The sequence below is a fragment of the Levilactobacillus enshiensis genome, assembly GCF_007115095.1.
Taxonomy (GTDB): domain Bacteria; phylum Bacillota; class Bacilli; order Lactobacillales; family Lactobacillaceae; genus Levilactobacillus; species Levilactobacillus enshiensis.
In genome coordinates this window covers 48,917-63,344 of sequence record NZ_SULH01000013.1, presented here as the reverse complement: position 1 = coordinate 63,344, position 14,428 = coordinate 48,917, and the positions used below count along the sequence as shown (strand labels likewise).

At 49.5% G+C, this 14,428-nt stretch carries 16 protein-coding genes; 5 read left to right on the top strand and 11 right to left on the bottom strand.

Going from position 1 to position 14,428, the window contains the following annotated elements; genetic code table 11:
* Positions 1–61: 61 nt before the first annotated feature.
* The 5 genes from FAY32_RS12220 to mnmA form a co-directional block, all read right to left on the bottom strand.
* Positions 62–1,045 carry a ribose-phosphate diphosphokinase gene (locus tag FAY32_RS12220; protein WP_143463707.1) on the bottom strand — a complete coding sequence of 328 codons (984 nt, stop codon included), beginning with the start codon at positions 1,043–1,045 and terminating at the stop codon, positions 62–64.
* 88 nt (positions 1,046–1,133) lie between these two features.
* Positions 1,134–3,692, bottom strand: a complete 2,559-nt coding sequence (gene recD2 / locus FAY32_RS12215; RefSeq protein WP_143463706.1) for an SF1B family DNA helicase RecD2 — start codon at positions 3,690–3,692, stop codon at positions 1,134–1,136.
* A gap of 17 nt (positions 3,693–3,709) precedes the next feature.
* Positions 3,710–4,393, bottom strand: a complete 684-nt coding sequence (locus FAY32_RS12210) for a tetratricopeptide repeat protein (protein ID WP_143463705.1) — start codon at positions 4,391–4,393, stop codon at positions 3,710–3,712.
* 10 nt (positions 4,394–4,403) lie between these two features.
* Positions 4,404–5,060, bottom strand: a complete 657-nt coding sequence (locus tag FAY32_RS12205; RefSeq protein ID WP_143463704.1) for a histidine phosphatase family protein — start codon at positions 5,058–5,060, stop codon at positions 4,404–4,406.
* A gap of 453 nt (positions 5,061–5,513) precedes the next feature.
* The gene (gene mnmA, locus FAY32_RS12200) at positions 5,514–6,641 is read right to left on the bottom strand and encodes a tRNA 2-thiouridine(34) synthase MnmA (RefSeq protein WP_143463703.1); all 1,128 of its coding nucleotides are present in this window, start codon (positions 6,639–6,641) and stop codon (positions 5,514–5,516) included.
* 228 nt (positions 6,642–6,869) lie between these two features.
* Here mnmA and FAY32_RS12195 point away from each other — a divergent pair, with 228 nt between their 5' ends.
* The 4 genes from FAY32_RS12195 to FAY32_RS12180 are packed head-to-tail and all read left to right on the top strand — an operon-like array spanning position 6,870 to position 9,864.
* Entirely contained in the window at positions 6,870–7,838 is a 969-nt protein-coding gene (locus FAY32_RS12195; protein ID WP_158727591.1) for an ABC transporter ATP-binding protein, read from the top strand.
* Positions 7,835–8,611, top strand: a complete 777-nt coding sequence (locus tag FAY32_RS12190) for an ABC-2 family transporter protein (RefSeq protein ID WP_143463701.1) — start codon at positions 7,835–7,837, stop codon at positions 8,609–8,611. The genes FAY32_RS12195 and FAY32_RS12190 overlap by 4 nt, the downstream gene beginning before the upstream one ends.
* Positions 8,611–9,378: an ABC transporter permease gene (locus FAY32_RS12185; protein WP_143463700.1), complete on the top strand. Its 768-nt coding sequence runs from the start codon at positions 8,611–8,613 to the stop codon at positions 9,376–9,378. Before FAY32_RS12190 ends, FAY32_RS12185 begins: the two co-directional genes overlap by 1 nt.
* A 9-nt stretch (positions 9,379–9,387) precedes the next feature.
* Entirely contained in the window at positions 9,388–9,864 is a 477-nt protein-coding gene (locus FAY32_RS12180) for an NUDIX domain-containing protein (RefSeq protein WP_143463699.1), read from the top strand.
* Between the two features lie 235 nt (positions 9,865–10,099).
* Here FAY32_RS12180 and FAY32_RS12175 read toward each other — a convergent pair whose 3' ends face one another.
* The 6 genes from FAY32_RS12175 to FAY32_RS12150 form a co-directional block, all read right to left on the bottom strand.
* Positions 10,100–10,441 (bottom strand): DUF1831 domain-containing protein, encoded by a 342-nt coding sequence (locus FAY32_RS12175; protein ID WP_143463698.1) that lies wholly within the window; start codon positions 10,439–10,441, stop codon positions 10,100–10,102.
* Position 10,442: 1 nt separating this feature from the next.
* Positions 10,443–11,639 (bottom strand): cysteine desulfurase family protein, encoded by a 1,197-nt coding sequence (locus tag FAY32_RS12170; RefSeq protein ID WP_143463697.1) that lies wholly within the window; start codon positions 11,637–11,639, stop codon positions 10,443–10,445.
* Positions 11,640–11,666: 27 nt separating this feature from the next.
* On the bottom strand, positions 11,667–12,359 hold the full coding sequence (locus FAY32_RS12165; RefSeq protein WP_143463696.1) for a 5'-methylthioadenosine/adenosylhomocysteine nucleosidase: 693 nt from the start codon (positions 12,357–12,359) through the stop codon (positions 11,667–11,669).
* Between the two features lie 87 nt (positions 12,360–12,446).
* Complete coding sequence (locus FAY32_RS12160; protein WP_143463695.1) at positions 12,447–12,731, bottom strand: hypothetical protein; 285 nt, start codon at positions 12,729–12,731, stop codon at positions 12,447–12,449.
* Positions 12,732–12,739: 8 nt separating this feature from the next.
* A complete protein-coding gene (locus FAY32_RS12155; RefSeq protein ID WP_143463694.1) occupies positions 12,740–13,282 on the bottom strand; it encodes an NUDIX hydrolase in 543 nt (180 codons plus the stop codon).
* 1 nt (position 13,283) lies between these two features.
* Positions 13,284–13,508, bottom strand: a complete 225-nt coding sequence (locus FAY32_RS12150; RefSeq protein WP_048735815.1) for a cold-shock protein — start codon at positions 13,506–13,508, stop codon at positions 13,284–13,286.
* Between the two features lie 626 nt (positions 13,509–14,134).
* Here FAY32_RS12150 and FAY32_RS12145 point away from each other — a divergent pair.
* Entirely contained in the window at positions 14,135–14,314 is a 180-nt protein-coding gene (locus FAY32_RS12145; protein WP_143463693.1) for a hypothetical protein, read from the top strand.
* Positions 14,315–14,428 lie beyond the last annotated feature (114 nt).

Here is a 14,428-nt window from a genome sequence, read left to right as displayed (position 1 = left end):
AGCACCGAAACCATCTGATTTTTCAGACCGTTTCGGTGCTTTTCGTTTACTTTAAAAATTTTTACTGTTCCTGACGCTTGGGTGCTGGATGGAATAAGGAATCCACTGGTTCTTCATGGTAAATCAGGTCAATCGCCTTCCCAAACAAATCGCCCACGGACATCACCACGAACTTGTCGCTTTGTTTGTCCTCTGGCAACTGAATGGAGTCTGTAATGACTACTTTTTTCAAAACGGAATCGTTGATTCGTTGGGTAGCATCCCCAGACAAGACCGCGTGCGTTGCACAAGCGTAGACGTCTGCTGCACCGGCCTTCTTGAGGGCATCGGCTGAAATGGTAATCCGCACGGCCGTATCAATGATGTCATCCACTAAGATCGCATGCTTCCCCTTCACGTCCCCGATAACGGCCTCTGGATGGGCCGCATTTTCGGCATCGTCACGATTGTCAATAATGGCAATTGGGGCACTCAGCAGTTCTGCTAATCGACGGGCCCGACTCACACCGGCGTGATCAGGTGCCACGACCACGATGTCTTCATCAGCCATGGAACTGTTCTCAAAGTAGCTAGTCAACAACCGGTCGCTTTGTAAGTGGTCAACCGGGATATCGAAGAACCCTTGTAACTGTGCCGCATGTAAGTCCAGCGCAATCACTCGGCTCACACCATCCATCTGCATGAGTGATGCAATCAATTTAGCCGTAATGGGCTCCCGTGAACGGGCCTTTCTGTCAGCTCGTGAGTACCCATAGTACGGAACGACTACGTTGATTTTATCCGCACTTGCCCGACGTGCTGCATCGACCATGATCAAAAGCTCCATCAGGTTGGTGTTGACTGGGTCAGAGACGGATTGAATAATGAACAATTCATCGCCCCGGATACTTTCGTCAATACTGATCTGAATTTCACCGTCACTAAAGTGCTTGATCGTTGCTTTTCCCAGTTCAACTCCGGCGGCCTTCGCAATCTTTTCTGCGAGTGGTCGGTTTGAGTTCAAGGCAAAGACTTTCATTCTGCCAGCTTCGACGTGTTCTGCCATAACAGCCTCCCAGTGGGGATTACCCACAATTCGTTAATTTTTACTGTCTATATTATCGCAATCTTTGTCACGAAACGCAACGCCTGAGCTAGCTATTTTGAGCCGATGGCATAAATTGTTGCGGGGTGACGCCCTGCATGCCGATCATGGGGTCAATCCCCCCAGCCAAAACCAATTCCGGCGTTAACCGATAATCCTGTGGTTCGGTCGGTGTTGGCGTTATTTCAGCCGATGTTGACTCCGCTGATGACGGCGATTCGCTCGCTTCACTCCCTTGTGACTCGCCCGTTGTCGCCGGTTGTTTTGCCTCAGTTGTTTTATCAGCGGATGCCGGCGACTGCACCGGCTTTTCGTCCGGTGCGATCACCGATTGGATTCGTAAGGTCAACGTCGTATGCCGGTTGACCGACAAATTGGTCACACAGGTCTCAAATGCCTGGGGTTCCCCAATTAAAATCAGCATATCCGCCGCCCGTGTCACCGCCGTGTACAGCAGGTTGCGTTGCAGCATCCGACTATACTGATTGACCATTGGTAAAATGACCAGCTTGAACTCAGACCCCTGCGACTTATGAATCGACATGCAGTAGGCCAAGGTCAGTCGGTTCCAGTCATTTCGTGAATAGGTCACTTCAGTCTGCTCAAAAGCAATCGTTAAGGCATCGGACTTAACCTCGCTGTGTTTGTCACTAGCCAGGTCAATTCCCGTAATGGTCCCAATATCACCGTTAAAGACGTTATTTTCGGGACTATTCACGAGGTGTAAGACCTTGTCACCAATTCGAAAATGCTGATTCCGGAATTCAACTTCCTTTGACCGCTCGCTCTTCTTCGGATTTAAAATGTCCTGCAAAACGACGTTCAACCGATCAATACCGGCTGTTCCACGGTACATTGGCGCCAATACTTGAATGTCGGCGGCCGAAAAGCCCTTGGCATGCGCCTTGGCAACGATTTGATCGATCACGGCGGGCACCTGACCCGCGTGGCAGGCAATAAATGAGCGATCCGCTTGATTCTTAGTAAAGTCAGCAGGCAATTGACCCTTCTTAATCGCATGAGCCAGTGGAATGATCGACGACCCATCCCCCTGACGGTAGATCGTATCCAACTGAATCTTGTCCAGATGGTCGCTAGCCAACAAGTCATGGAAAACCTGTCCAGGACCAACTGATGGCAGTTGATCCTTGTCACCTACGAAAATAACCTGCATTCCATCGGGCACGGCACGCAACAATGTCTTCATGAGGTAGACATCGACCATCGAAACTTCGTCGATGATCAGGAGTCCCCCTTCAAGATCCTTCGTTGCCGCCGCATCCGCATCGTTTTCCCGACCCGTCAGCCCCAGCAATCGGTGAATCGTACTAGCGGGCAATCCCGTCGATTCGCTCATTCGTTTGGCGGCCCGACCAGTTGGTGCGGCTAATAAAATTGGAAATGGCTTGTCCTTATACTCATTGATGTCCAATGACACGTCGTATAGTCGGGCATACAGATTGACCAGGCCACGAATGATCGTCGTCTTCCCGGTCCCCGGCCCACCAGTCAAGAGGAGCACCTTGGCGCGAATAGCGGCTGCCAAGGCCGAGGTCTGCGAGTCGTCATAGACAATGTCCGCTTGATTTTCCACAATGCGTAGTTGCTTCTTAATCGCGGTTTCGCTAAATTCTGGTCGGTGGTCATCGGCTTGGAGCAAGCGCTGAAGATGTTCGGCAATTTGCCATTCTGCATCATACAAGGATTTCAAATAAATGCGTTGTTCATCGCCAACGACCTTCTGTTGCTTGGCTAACTCGAGCAATTGATCCGCGAGACTCTGTGGATTTAGCCGCACATTCCGCGAATTCTCAAGCAGACTCAAAGCATTGTTCAAGAGTGGCTTGGCCGTCGTATACGTATCTCCGTTAGCCACCGACAAGTCGTTGAGCGTCTGGAGCAACCCCGCCCGCAACCGTTCCGGTCGATCCGCTTCGTAGCCTAACTGCGTGGCAATCTGGTCGGCGCGCTTAAAGCTGACCCCGGTGATATCCTCGGCCAGTTGGTAAGGATTGTCGTGAATCACATCCAACGTTTTCTCCTGGTAACGGTTATAGATAGCCGCCGCTAAAGTACTCCCGAACCCATAGCCGTTGAGGCCAATGATGATCTGCTCCATTCCATTATTAGTCTGGAGCTGACTCACCAACGTTGCGACGACCTTAGGTGACAGGCCAAGGGGGGTCAAGACACTGCTATCGTTTAAGATTTTTTCAATGGCGTTCGTCCCCAGGCCGTCGACAATTTTTTCCGCCGTTTTCTTCCCCAATCCCGGAAAGTCATCACCACTCAAATAGGCAATGAGCCCACTGCGAGAAGTCGGCGTCTCATTTTGATAATTGTCGGCCTGAAACTGGACACCATATTTTGGATGCTCAACGCGTTTCCCAGTGAAACGGTACGTGACGTCATCCTTAATGTCCGCAAAGTTGCCAGTCACGACGATCTCGTCCTCGTGCCAATCCAAGCTAGTCTCCGATACCTTGACCAACATTACCTTATAAAAGCTATCATTACTGGCAAAGAAGACCGCACTGACGGTGCCGACCACGTAATCGGCTTGTCCAGCGTTATCCGCTGCAAATAAATCCAGTGATTCGGTTGCCATCTGCTTGCCTCCCTTCGTTACTTGTCCGTTTTCCCTTGTTGCGCTTGCACAAATCGTTCAATGTCAGCCAAACGCTGCTGCCCTTTTTCAAAGTAACCAGCGTCCTGTTGCTTGGCCAGATCAAAGTAAGTCGCATAGGGCTCGCCTTGAACCATTGCCACTAAGCCCCGATCAAAATTGGCGCGACCGTTCTTAGGATCCAACGCCAATACCTGATCATAGTACTGCGCCGCTTGCGCCATATCGCCCAATGCCAATAAGTTTTCAGCAACGACCTGTAACGTTGCCGGATCCTGTGGTTGGCTGGTCAACGCCGTTAAAGCAAAAGCCAGTGCCCGCTTGTGATCCCCGTTGGCCATGTAGCTCTGCGCTAACATAAGGTAACCGGCACCCTTCCATTGACTCCCCAACTGATCAAACTGCTGAATTGCCTTCGTGTAATCCTGCGCCGCATAGTACACGTTACCCAACCCATACCGGAGTTTCTCCACAACGTCAGTTTGGGCTGCAAACAATCCCAAAGCCTTCATCAATAGCTCCTCTGCCTGTGCGTAAGAGTTTAGGTCGACTAAGACCGTTGCCAACTCATAATAGGCATCGGCATCCCCAGGATGGGTATCAATGCGCTGTACTAATTGATGAACTAAATGTTCTGAATGCTGCTTGTCTGTGTCACGACTCTTTTCATTTTTATCTGTCATTATTTATCACCTAAATTGTATCGGTCGGCGTTGCCGCGGCCGTCAAAAAGCTTGTGTCATTCCAATCGATCAAGTCGAAATGCTGACCATCAGTCGTTTCCAAAATAGTCACGCTAGTATTCCGAATGCCGCCACGTTTCCGCAAATCAGCAAGTGGTGTTCCGAGTAAGGCGTTAATCTCGGCGTTCAGCGCTGCCCCGTGACTGACGACCAAAACATTGTCCGTTGGCCGTGGATTAGCTGCCACAATCGTCTGAATCGCAGGCGTCATCCGGTCGATCACTTCAGTAAAGGTCTCCCCACCGATAGTCGCCGCGTCGTACTGATCCGGATGGTTACGAAACGCGTCTAATTCAGCTGGAAACTGCTGCCGAACGTCGTCAAAGGCCATGCCTTCCATTTGGCCCAAGTGAAACTCTTCTAAGCGACTCATCAATGTTAGGGGAACCCGTTGATGAAGTTCGCGGACAACGCGACGCGCGGTCACCCGCGCACGCTTGATGGGACTTGCATAGGCGTGTGTAAACGGCGTGTCACGTAGAAAATGACCGACTTGCACCATCTGTTGGTAACTTTCAGTCAGCAAGGGTGAGTCGCCCCCGGCTCCTTGGAAACGCCCCTCCAAATTCCATTGGGTCTTCCCGTGACGAATAAAGTATAATTTCAACGTATAATCTTCCCTTCTCTGCTCGCTCTAATGCCACTCTTATCAATTATTTGGATACTACAATTTGTTTAAATACTGCGGTTATGCTAACTCAGTTCTGCGTGTGTTCTTCCCATTTAATCGGGGAAACCAAGTATGCGCCAGCTCACGGGCGAAGTGTTAACAACCAGCCAACTGCTCGCCAATGTCGCGACAAGAAGTCCTAACGGCTACTCCCGTTGGCCTGGTAACCGGTAAATCGCGCTCCTCATTGCTGAGAAGCACGTCAATTACCATGAGGCCATCGTGCAAGACGATCACAAGTACATCCTATATATTATGCCAGTTTTATGCCTTATTTCAAAGAAACTCCGCCAGAAAATTCGATTTTCTCTTGATTGTTAACTTCCAGCAAGTAATTGTTACTTACAAAAAGGGCCTCTTCACCGTTTAAGTGAAAAGGCCCTGTTAAATCTAGATTAACTGTAATTCACGTTCCTTGTTGTAGGCAGCGTCAATGATGGCGCTCCCCAGGCACTCGTCGCCGCTGTAGAAGACAACGGCCTGACCAGGTGTAATAGCACGGGCTGGGTCGTCAAACTCAACCGTAACCTGCTGACCGTCATCACTCAAATGAACGGTAACGCCAGTATCCTTTTGCCGGTAACGGAACTTCGCCGTACAATGGAAGTCACTGCCGCGATCGATCGTGTTTACCCAGTGAATGTCCGAAGCAGACAGATGTGTCGCGTACAGATGTGGATTGTGATAGCCTTTACCCACGTACAGGATGTTCTTCGTCAGGTCCTTACCAATGACGAACCAAGGCTCGTTGTCCTCACCATCACCACCGATACCTAAGCCACGACGCTGACCAATTGTATAGTACATTAAGCCAGCATGGTCACCCTTGACCTCACCGTCAACCGTCATCATCTTACCGGCCTTAGCTGGCAGGTAGGTGTTCAAGAAGTCCTTGAAGTGGCCCTTCTCACCGATAAAGCAAATTCCCATGGAGTCCTTCTTATCGGCAGTTGCCAAACCAGCCTCCTTAGCAATCTCACGAACCTGTGGCTTAACCAAGTCACCGATGGGGAACATCACTCGATCCAACTGCTCAGTTGAGAGCTGGCTCAAGAAGTAAGTCTGATCCTTGTTCTGATCCACGGCCCGCATTAAGTGCGCGTCGCCGTTCTCGTCACGAGTCAACTGTGCATAATGACCCGTAGCAATGTAGTCCGCACCCAGCTCCAATGCGTAGTCCAAGAAAGCCTTGAACTTGATCTCTTTGTTACAGATCACATCGGGGTTCGGTGTCCGACCCTTCTTATACTCATCCAAGAAGTACGTGAACACCCGGTCCCAATATTCCTTTTCAAAGTTGACGGAGTAGTAAGGAATGCCAATTTGTGAAGCGACCTTAGCTACATCTTTATAGTCTTCTGTGGCGGTACAAACCCCGTTCTCGTCCGTATCGTCCCAATTCTTCATGAAGACGCCGATTACGTCATAGCCCTGCTGCTTTAAGCGCAAAGCGACAACGGAGGAATCGACCCCGCCACTCATACCAACGACAACCCGTGTTTGACTGTTGTCCTGCATGATATCACCATCATTTCTCTCAGATTCTGGAGAATCTACGATTTGAAGGTCGCATAAATCCAGTATTGCCTAGTTTACCCATTTTCCAACCGTTTTGCAAGCCTGGCGTTTCCTTTCATCATGCCGCCTACTTTAGTCATTTTCAAATAGACAAATCATCTAGTCAGTACTATAGTTAGAATCAGATTAAATATTAATGAAATTTCCATAAGTTAGGAAGCGATAGTCGTGGCTGCACCCATTATTTCCATCGTTCATACGGACTTTAGTTACGTCACCTTTACCAAGCAATCAGGCTTCAGTGGCGCCTGGCATGACTTGTTTCACCGCCAAAAAAGTACCGTTGCCGCCATTCAGGATGTTTCCCTCCAAGTGAACCGGGGCGAGATTCTCGGCCTATTAGGCGCTAATGGGGCCGGCAAAACGACCTTAATCAAGCTCATGACCGGGATTCTTCCAGCCAACACGGGTAGCGTCCGTCTCTTCACTGACGAAATTCCCTTTCGCAAGCGCGCCGCCTTTCTGCAACGAATCGGCGTGATGCTTAGCCAAAAGAGTCAATTGGCATGGGATCTCCCCCCACTGGACACTTTGGTTCTGTTGCGAGAAATCTACCACATCCCGCGTGATCAATTCACCTCCTGGCTGGCGTTTCTCACCAAAGAACTCGCTGTCACCCCACAACTACACGTTCCCGTTCGCAAACTATCGCTGGGCCAACGCATCAAGTTTGAACTAATCTGTGCGTTGATCCATCGACCAGAAATCCTTTTCTTGGATGAACCGACGATCGGTATTGATGTCAGCAGTCAAGCCAATATCTATCGCTTCTTGAAACAGCTAAATCACGACATACAGATGACCATCATCCTGACTAGCCACAACACCAAGGATATCGAAGCGCTGGCGCAACGGGTAGCCGTCATTAACCACGGCAAGAAGATTTTTGATGGCACCACGACTGGTCTAATCAGTCGTTATGCCACCGTACCAATTCTGGAAATTGTAACGGACGGCCCCCTTGCCCCGTTACCCACACACGTCAAACAAGTAGACAACACACATTATGAAGTGAACGCCACGGCACTCGTAGCGTTACCAATCGACCCACGTCACATCTTAAGTGTGAACCGTCGCAATGGGAGTCTGGACGCCATTCTCACGCAACTCTTCTCCGAGGAGGCGCCAAAACAATGAAATATTGGGTAACTTGTCAAAATGCCCTGCTGACCACGTTGGCCTACCGGGGAAACTTGCTTCTGCACTTATTGACCACGGCCATCAACGTCTTAGTCGCTATTTTTATGTGGCTCGCCGTTTATAACTTTAGCGGCCGTTCCAATATTGCGGGTATTCAGCCCAATCAAATGGTGATCTACTTAATTGTCGTCAACATCTTAGCGCTGATTTTCTCCGCGGAACCTATTTTTAAATTTAGCAGCCTGGTCCGCAGTGGCAATCTCTCTGTCGTCCTCATCCGTCCCATCAACTATTTCATTCAGAGCTTCTGGGATTACTTCGGGCGCGCCATTCCCTATCTCATTGTTTATGGGCTCACAACTGGCCTTGTCAGTCCCGTCTTTCACCGGGGACTACGGTATGGGCTTAGCAGCCTCTTGCTCATGCTGATCACGTATGGCATGTTTTTCCTATTAATTACCGCTATCAGTCTCTGTAGCTTCTGGCTGGTTCAGGTTTGGCCGTTGCGCCCCGTCTTAAGTGCACTCTTCTTACTTTTGGGAGGACAGGCCTTCCCCTTACAAGTCCTGCCATCGGCGGTTTCCTGGCTGATCTACAACCCTTTTTCCCTGGCCGGCAATCAGCTGACTTTGCTACTTTTAGGAAAACTTTCACTTTACCAAATTGCGATCGCCACTGGCTGGGCCATCATCTGGACCGTCGTTGCCCTGGCAATTCTCAAACTAACCTGGCAGCGCGGCATCCATTCTTATGAGGGGGTAGGTAGCTAATGTTCAAAATTTATCGCGTGTTGGTCACCCAAAGTTTGGCGGAAACCATGACCTACCGCGTAACGACCATTCTAACCGCCTTGTTTGGCACCTTATTCTATGGTATCGACTTGATTACCGGCGGCGTTTACTTTTCCTTTACCCCTACCATTTATGGTTGGAATTTTTTAGACTACCTCAACCTCATCACCACAGCCAACATCATTAGTTACGCCTATCAATTCCTTTTTGTCGCCGCGCATGAGGACCTCACTGACCAAATTCTATCGGGCAACTTAGACTATTCCCTGCTACGACCGGTAAATTCCTATTGGTTTCACGCCTGTTATCGCGTGGACTTTCCCTCACTGGTCACGTTACTCCTGACGGGAATCATTGAGGGTGTCATCTTGGCTCAATTGCATCCAACACTACTCAATTTGCTCCTCTATTTGGTCGCAGTGATCGTTGGTGTCGCCTTTGTCTTTGCCCTCAACCAGATCATGGTGACGCTCGCCTTTTGGGTCGATGGCTTGACCGCGCTTAACGGTCTGCCAGAGGACCTGATGACAGCCTCAGCACAACCGGCTAAAATTTACCCCCGGATAATCCAACAACTTTTTCTGTGGGTCATCCCTTCACTGGCCGTTACCAATGTTCCGGCTCAATTCGGTCATAATCGTCCAACGTGGCTCCTTTTATGGACGATTCTGGTCACCGGTCTATTACTGGCTATCTCATACATTGAATGGCAACGAGGCCTACTCAAATACGTCTCAGCCAATTAAGGAGAATTCATGGAACATGAACCCAATGACATCACACTAGAAACGCCTAATGGTAATTTCAACTACCGGGTGGCAGGTACGCTATTTGACTCAACCGGTCGCATTCTCGTCACCACCTCAACAACTGCCGACGCCGTCTTGATTGGTGGTCGCGTCAAATTACATGAATCGGCTGCGACGGCTATTATCCGCGAATTTCAAGAAGAACTTGGTATCTCCATAACCCCAATCCGTCTACTGGCAGTAGCCGATCATCAAGTAACGATTCCAAATGAAACGTGGCAGCAAGTTGTGCTCTTATTCCAAGTCCAAACGACAGCGACCTTGCCAGCGGCAACCTGTAACGGTGACCGGATTATCTGGCAGACACCGGAACGATTGGCGCAAATCGACTTTCAACCCGCCGAACTCCGCCCATTTCTCCAGCCGAGTCTAACCCCACACTACGTTCAAGACATCGATACTAGTTTCGGATCCAGTTGGTGAGTCAAAATCTGAAATCACGCCCAAACGAAAAGAGAGTGGAACAAAAGGCGGTTAGTCAATGAGCATGAACGATGCTTCGATAGACGAATAATCCCGGGCTTGGATTGTTTGTCTATCGGGGTTAAGCGGAGTTGACGGCCTTTGGTTCCACGCTTCAGCCATAGACGTTCGGCGCGCAAAAAGGGACTGCAACCTAAGTCACAGTCCCTTTTCGTTTGAACCAACTAAATAGGGCCTACTTTTTCTGTAAAATCTCGCGGTCAATCAGGTTTTGGAGGATAAAGTGGTATTGTTCCACGTTACCTTCCGCATGTGCCCCTTTGAAAATATTGACGCGGCTGTTACCAGAAGCGTTGGTCGTTGCCATCTTGAACCCACTCAGGTCCTTGGCAACGGTCACCCGCAACATTTGATTCTTGTTGTAGGGCGACGTTGGGTCAACTGACCGTTCCAATGTATAGTTCCCTGCATGGGACAGTTGGAAGCCAACATCCTTTAACGCGTAGGGTTTCACATTAGGATGGAGCACGTAGGTATCCGTGTCACCCTCGATTTTCATTTCTTTTGCAAACAACATGTTACTTCACCTCACTGTGAGAAAGTCGCTTAACAATGGCACTAACGTTCTTGACGAAAGCGTCAATGTCAGCGCTAGTCGTCTGGGCCCCAAATGATAACCGGATGGACTCCGCAATCCGTGGACTGTCGGCGCCAAACATCGCGGTCAACACATGTGAAGGCTCAATCGAACCGGCCGTGCAGGCAGAACCACCAGAGACAGCGATCCCGGCCAAATCTAGATTCGTCTGCATGACGTAGGTTGAAATGCCCTTGATCCAGATGTTCAAAACATGCTCAAGGTTCTCACCTTCAAGCGACCCGTTGATTTCAAAATCGACACCATTAGCGGTCAATCCCTGTACCACTTGTTCCTTGAATCCGTGGAACCGAGCGCGCTTTTCGGCCTTGACCTCTGGTGTGAGTAACTTAGCCGCCACCGCCATACCGGCAATTGCGGGAACATTTTCCGTTCCAGCACGGCGCTTTTCCTCTTGGTCGCCACCCTTGATCAAGCTTGGAAAGTTCACGCCCTCCCGTTTGTACAGGAAGCCGATCATCTTGGGACCGTTGATCTTGTGAGCGGACGTCGACAACATGTCGATATGGTCACGTTGCACGTCAATATCAAGCGACCCGTAAGCTTGGACGGCATCGGTATGCAGCCAGGCTTGGTGGTCCTTCAAAATTTCACCGATTTCATGAATCGGCATCCGACTGCCGACCTCGTTATTTCCCATCATGATGGTCACCAAAATAGTGTCATCACGTAACGCCGCCTTAAAATCATCTAGGCTGATCCGACCGTGCTCGTCGACTGGCAAATAGGTTACCTCAAAGCCCTGCTCCTCTAAGGCATGTAGTGGCTTTAATACGGCTTCATGTTCAATCTCCGTGGTAATAATATGCTTTCCCAGTGATTGTCGTGCCAGTGCCGTTTGGGTAATGGCCGTGTTATCACTCTCACTCCCACCACTGGTGAAGATGATCTCCTCATCGTGCGCGGCATTGATACTTTTGGCAATCACTTGGCGACTATTTTCCATAACTGTATGTGCCTGACGTCCCAGGCCATACAACGTCGAAGCGTTGCCGTAGACGTTAGCCATCTTGTCGACCATTTCAGTTAAGACTTCTGGCGCCATGGGCGTCGTTGCAGCATTGTCCAGGTAGATTTCCCGGACAGCATTACTATTATCAATATGAATCTCTTGCATCCTCAAAAAACCTCCCGAAAAGCTCTGCTAGTCCTGTGCGGCTAACAAGGCTAATAACATTTGTGCAGAACGGTGGCCTGCATCAATAATAAAGTCATCAAAATTAACACCGGAATCATTGTCGGCATTATCGGACATTGCCCGGACCACAACGTATGGGACGTCAAATTGATGGGCAACTTGACCAACTGCGGCCCCCTCCATTTCACCAGATAAGGCGTCTGGGAAGTGACCCATGATTGTCTTGATGGTCGCTGGACTGTTCAAGAACTGGTCCCCCGTCACAATCAGGCCTAACTTAGTCTTCAAGCCGGTTGCAGCTGCTGCGGCCACGATTTTTTCGCCCCATTCTTTAGAGGCCGTGAACCGAGCTGGCTGTTGAGGCAACTGACCGTATTCGTAGCCAAAGGCCCGGGCATCGGCATCGTGATACGCCGTTTCGGTGGAAACAACGACATCCCCAATGTTTAAGTCGGGCGCTAAAGCACCGGCTGAACCGGAGTTGATCATCACATCAACATTAAATTGGGTAATCAATAAAGCGGTCGTCAGTCCCGCTTCTACCTTACCAATTCCGGATTGTACCAAAACGACGGATTGTCCGTGAATGGTACCTTGATAAAATTTCAACCCATGAATAACGGTCGTTGTCCCGTTCTCGAGGGCGTCGTGTAGTTCCTTAATTTCTTCTTCCATGGCGCAGAGAATTCCAAATGTCATGTTGTGTCGCCAACTCCTTTTTGTCATGTTTATTCACTTAATTAATCAATAAAGTAGCCAAAACGTGACTTTCACGCTTGGCCACGCTTAAAATTCAACAAAGAACAGAATCAAATAGACCGCGATAATCAGCACGATCAACCAGCCAATCGCCCAGTTGAGTCGTCGACCCAATCGACGTTGCTTGTCGCCCGTGGGGTTAACCCGCTGATTTGCTTCTCCTTCATCGTCCGGAAGGGGCTCACCGTGAGTGCGGGCATATTCCTTTTCAACCTGCACTCGTTTACGGTCGCGCTCTTGAAAATCCTTCTCAGCGCGTTCTTGCTCCTTACGGTAATCCGCTCTCGTTTTCGGTTGATCATCCTGTTGCATGCTGTCACCTACTTCTGTAATAACCAGTAATAGATGGCCGTAACCGTTTTGGCGTCTTCAATCTCACCATTTTCAATCATGGCCTTGGCTTCGTCCTTCGTTACCGTTAAGAGTTCGAGATTTTCACCCTGATCTCGGGGTAACTCAGTCGTTACCGGCTTTAAATCAGTTGCTAAAAAGAGCGTCATGTATTCGTCAGAAAAACCAACACTGGAATAAAAACCAGTGATTCGTTTTAACTGCCCTGGTTGATAGCGAATCTCTTCGTTCAACTCCCGAATGACGGCGTGTTCGGCATTGTCGGCATCCCGACTATCTAACTTACCAGCTGGAATTTCCAATGTGGCCGCATGAATTGGCGCCCGCCACTGCCGTTCCAAAAACATTTTATTGTCGCTGGTCAATGCTAAAATACCGACCGCTCCCGTGTGGCGGACAATTTCTCGGGTTGCCGTGTCCCCATTTGGTAGTCGAACTTGTTGTCGTTCCAATTTAACAATGACCCCATCGTACAACGTTTCAGATGATTCAACGTGTTCTTCTAAGTCCATGTTAAACCTCCTCAGTCGTCCCCGTGATCACGGGGGTCACTTTAGCCGCTTGGAGGCCACGCATCCCTTGAACAACCACGAATTGGACGGTCTGACCGACTTCGAGCTTCTTGAATCCTTCACCAACGATGGCCGTGTAATACACAAAGATATCGCCATCAGCGGGCGTGGTAATAAACCCAAAGCCGCGTTGTTCACTATAACTTTTTACTTTTCCGGTTAACATGGTATTCCCTCCCATACATAGGACAAATTATACTCGCTTGGGCGGTCGACCGCAAACAATGGTTCCCTTGCCCGCTCGCCTTGGCGAATTCTTAAGTGTTCCCTGCTATTATTATCCCTAATTCTACTTAATCTTTACTTCAATTACCCGTTAAATAGCTTAGTTAGTTGGTCAACAGTAAAACGGCCATCATGCCACAATACGGTCCAAAAAGCAGAGACCGCTGGCGTGCAACTACTTCGCTGCTAACTCGTTTCAAAAGTTTCAAAGTAGCGGCTATGCCAGCTTTAGCAAAAATAATGGGACTAAAACTAGGCAACATAGTGGTTACATCGCCTTACCGGCCGGCAGATATGGGCTGGATCGGTGCGAACACAACTTGAAGCCTCGAAAACCACGAGTCTACAAGCTTGGTTTTCTACTAAGCCAGTAAGCAGTACACTTACTGACTAAGTAGAACGACGCGCCTGAGCCCATATCTGCCGACCTCTCGGCTTACGTTGTACTTGAAGACGACACTGAGACTAACAATAACCGTCGTTATTAATGGGCGCCAAAACGTTAGGTAAACGTGTCTTACAACTATTGCCATGATGAAACACAGTCAGCATCGGAGGAGGCCAGGGATGGCCCCAGCCGTGAGGGGGTTGTTAGCTGGTGTTTCTGAAGCCAGCTTACAACCCGGGCGACTTTGGAAACACGTGGTCTTCGTGGCTTCAAAACGAGCGAGAAGACTGGTGTTCTTCCAGGCTGAAGCGTCCCCACAGCAGGCGGAATCCCTGGCAGCCGGAGTGCGCCCAATTTAGCCAATTTAACAGTGGGACTTACCTATCACTGGAATGAGGTCAGAATTTGATCTTTCAGCCTTTAGGTTCAAATTAAAAAGCCCGCAACCAACAACGGTTACGAGCTTTCATGTC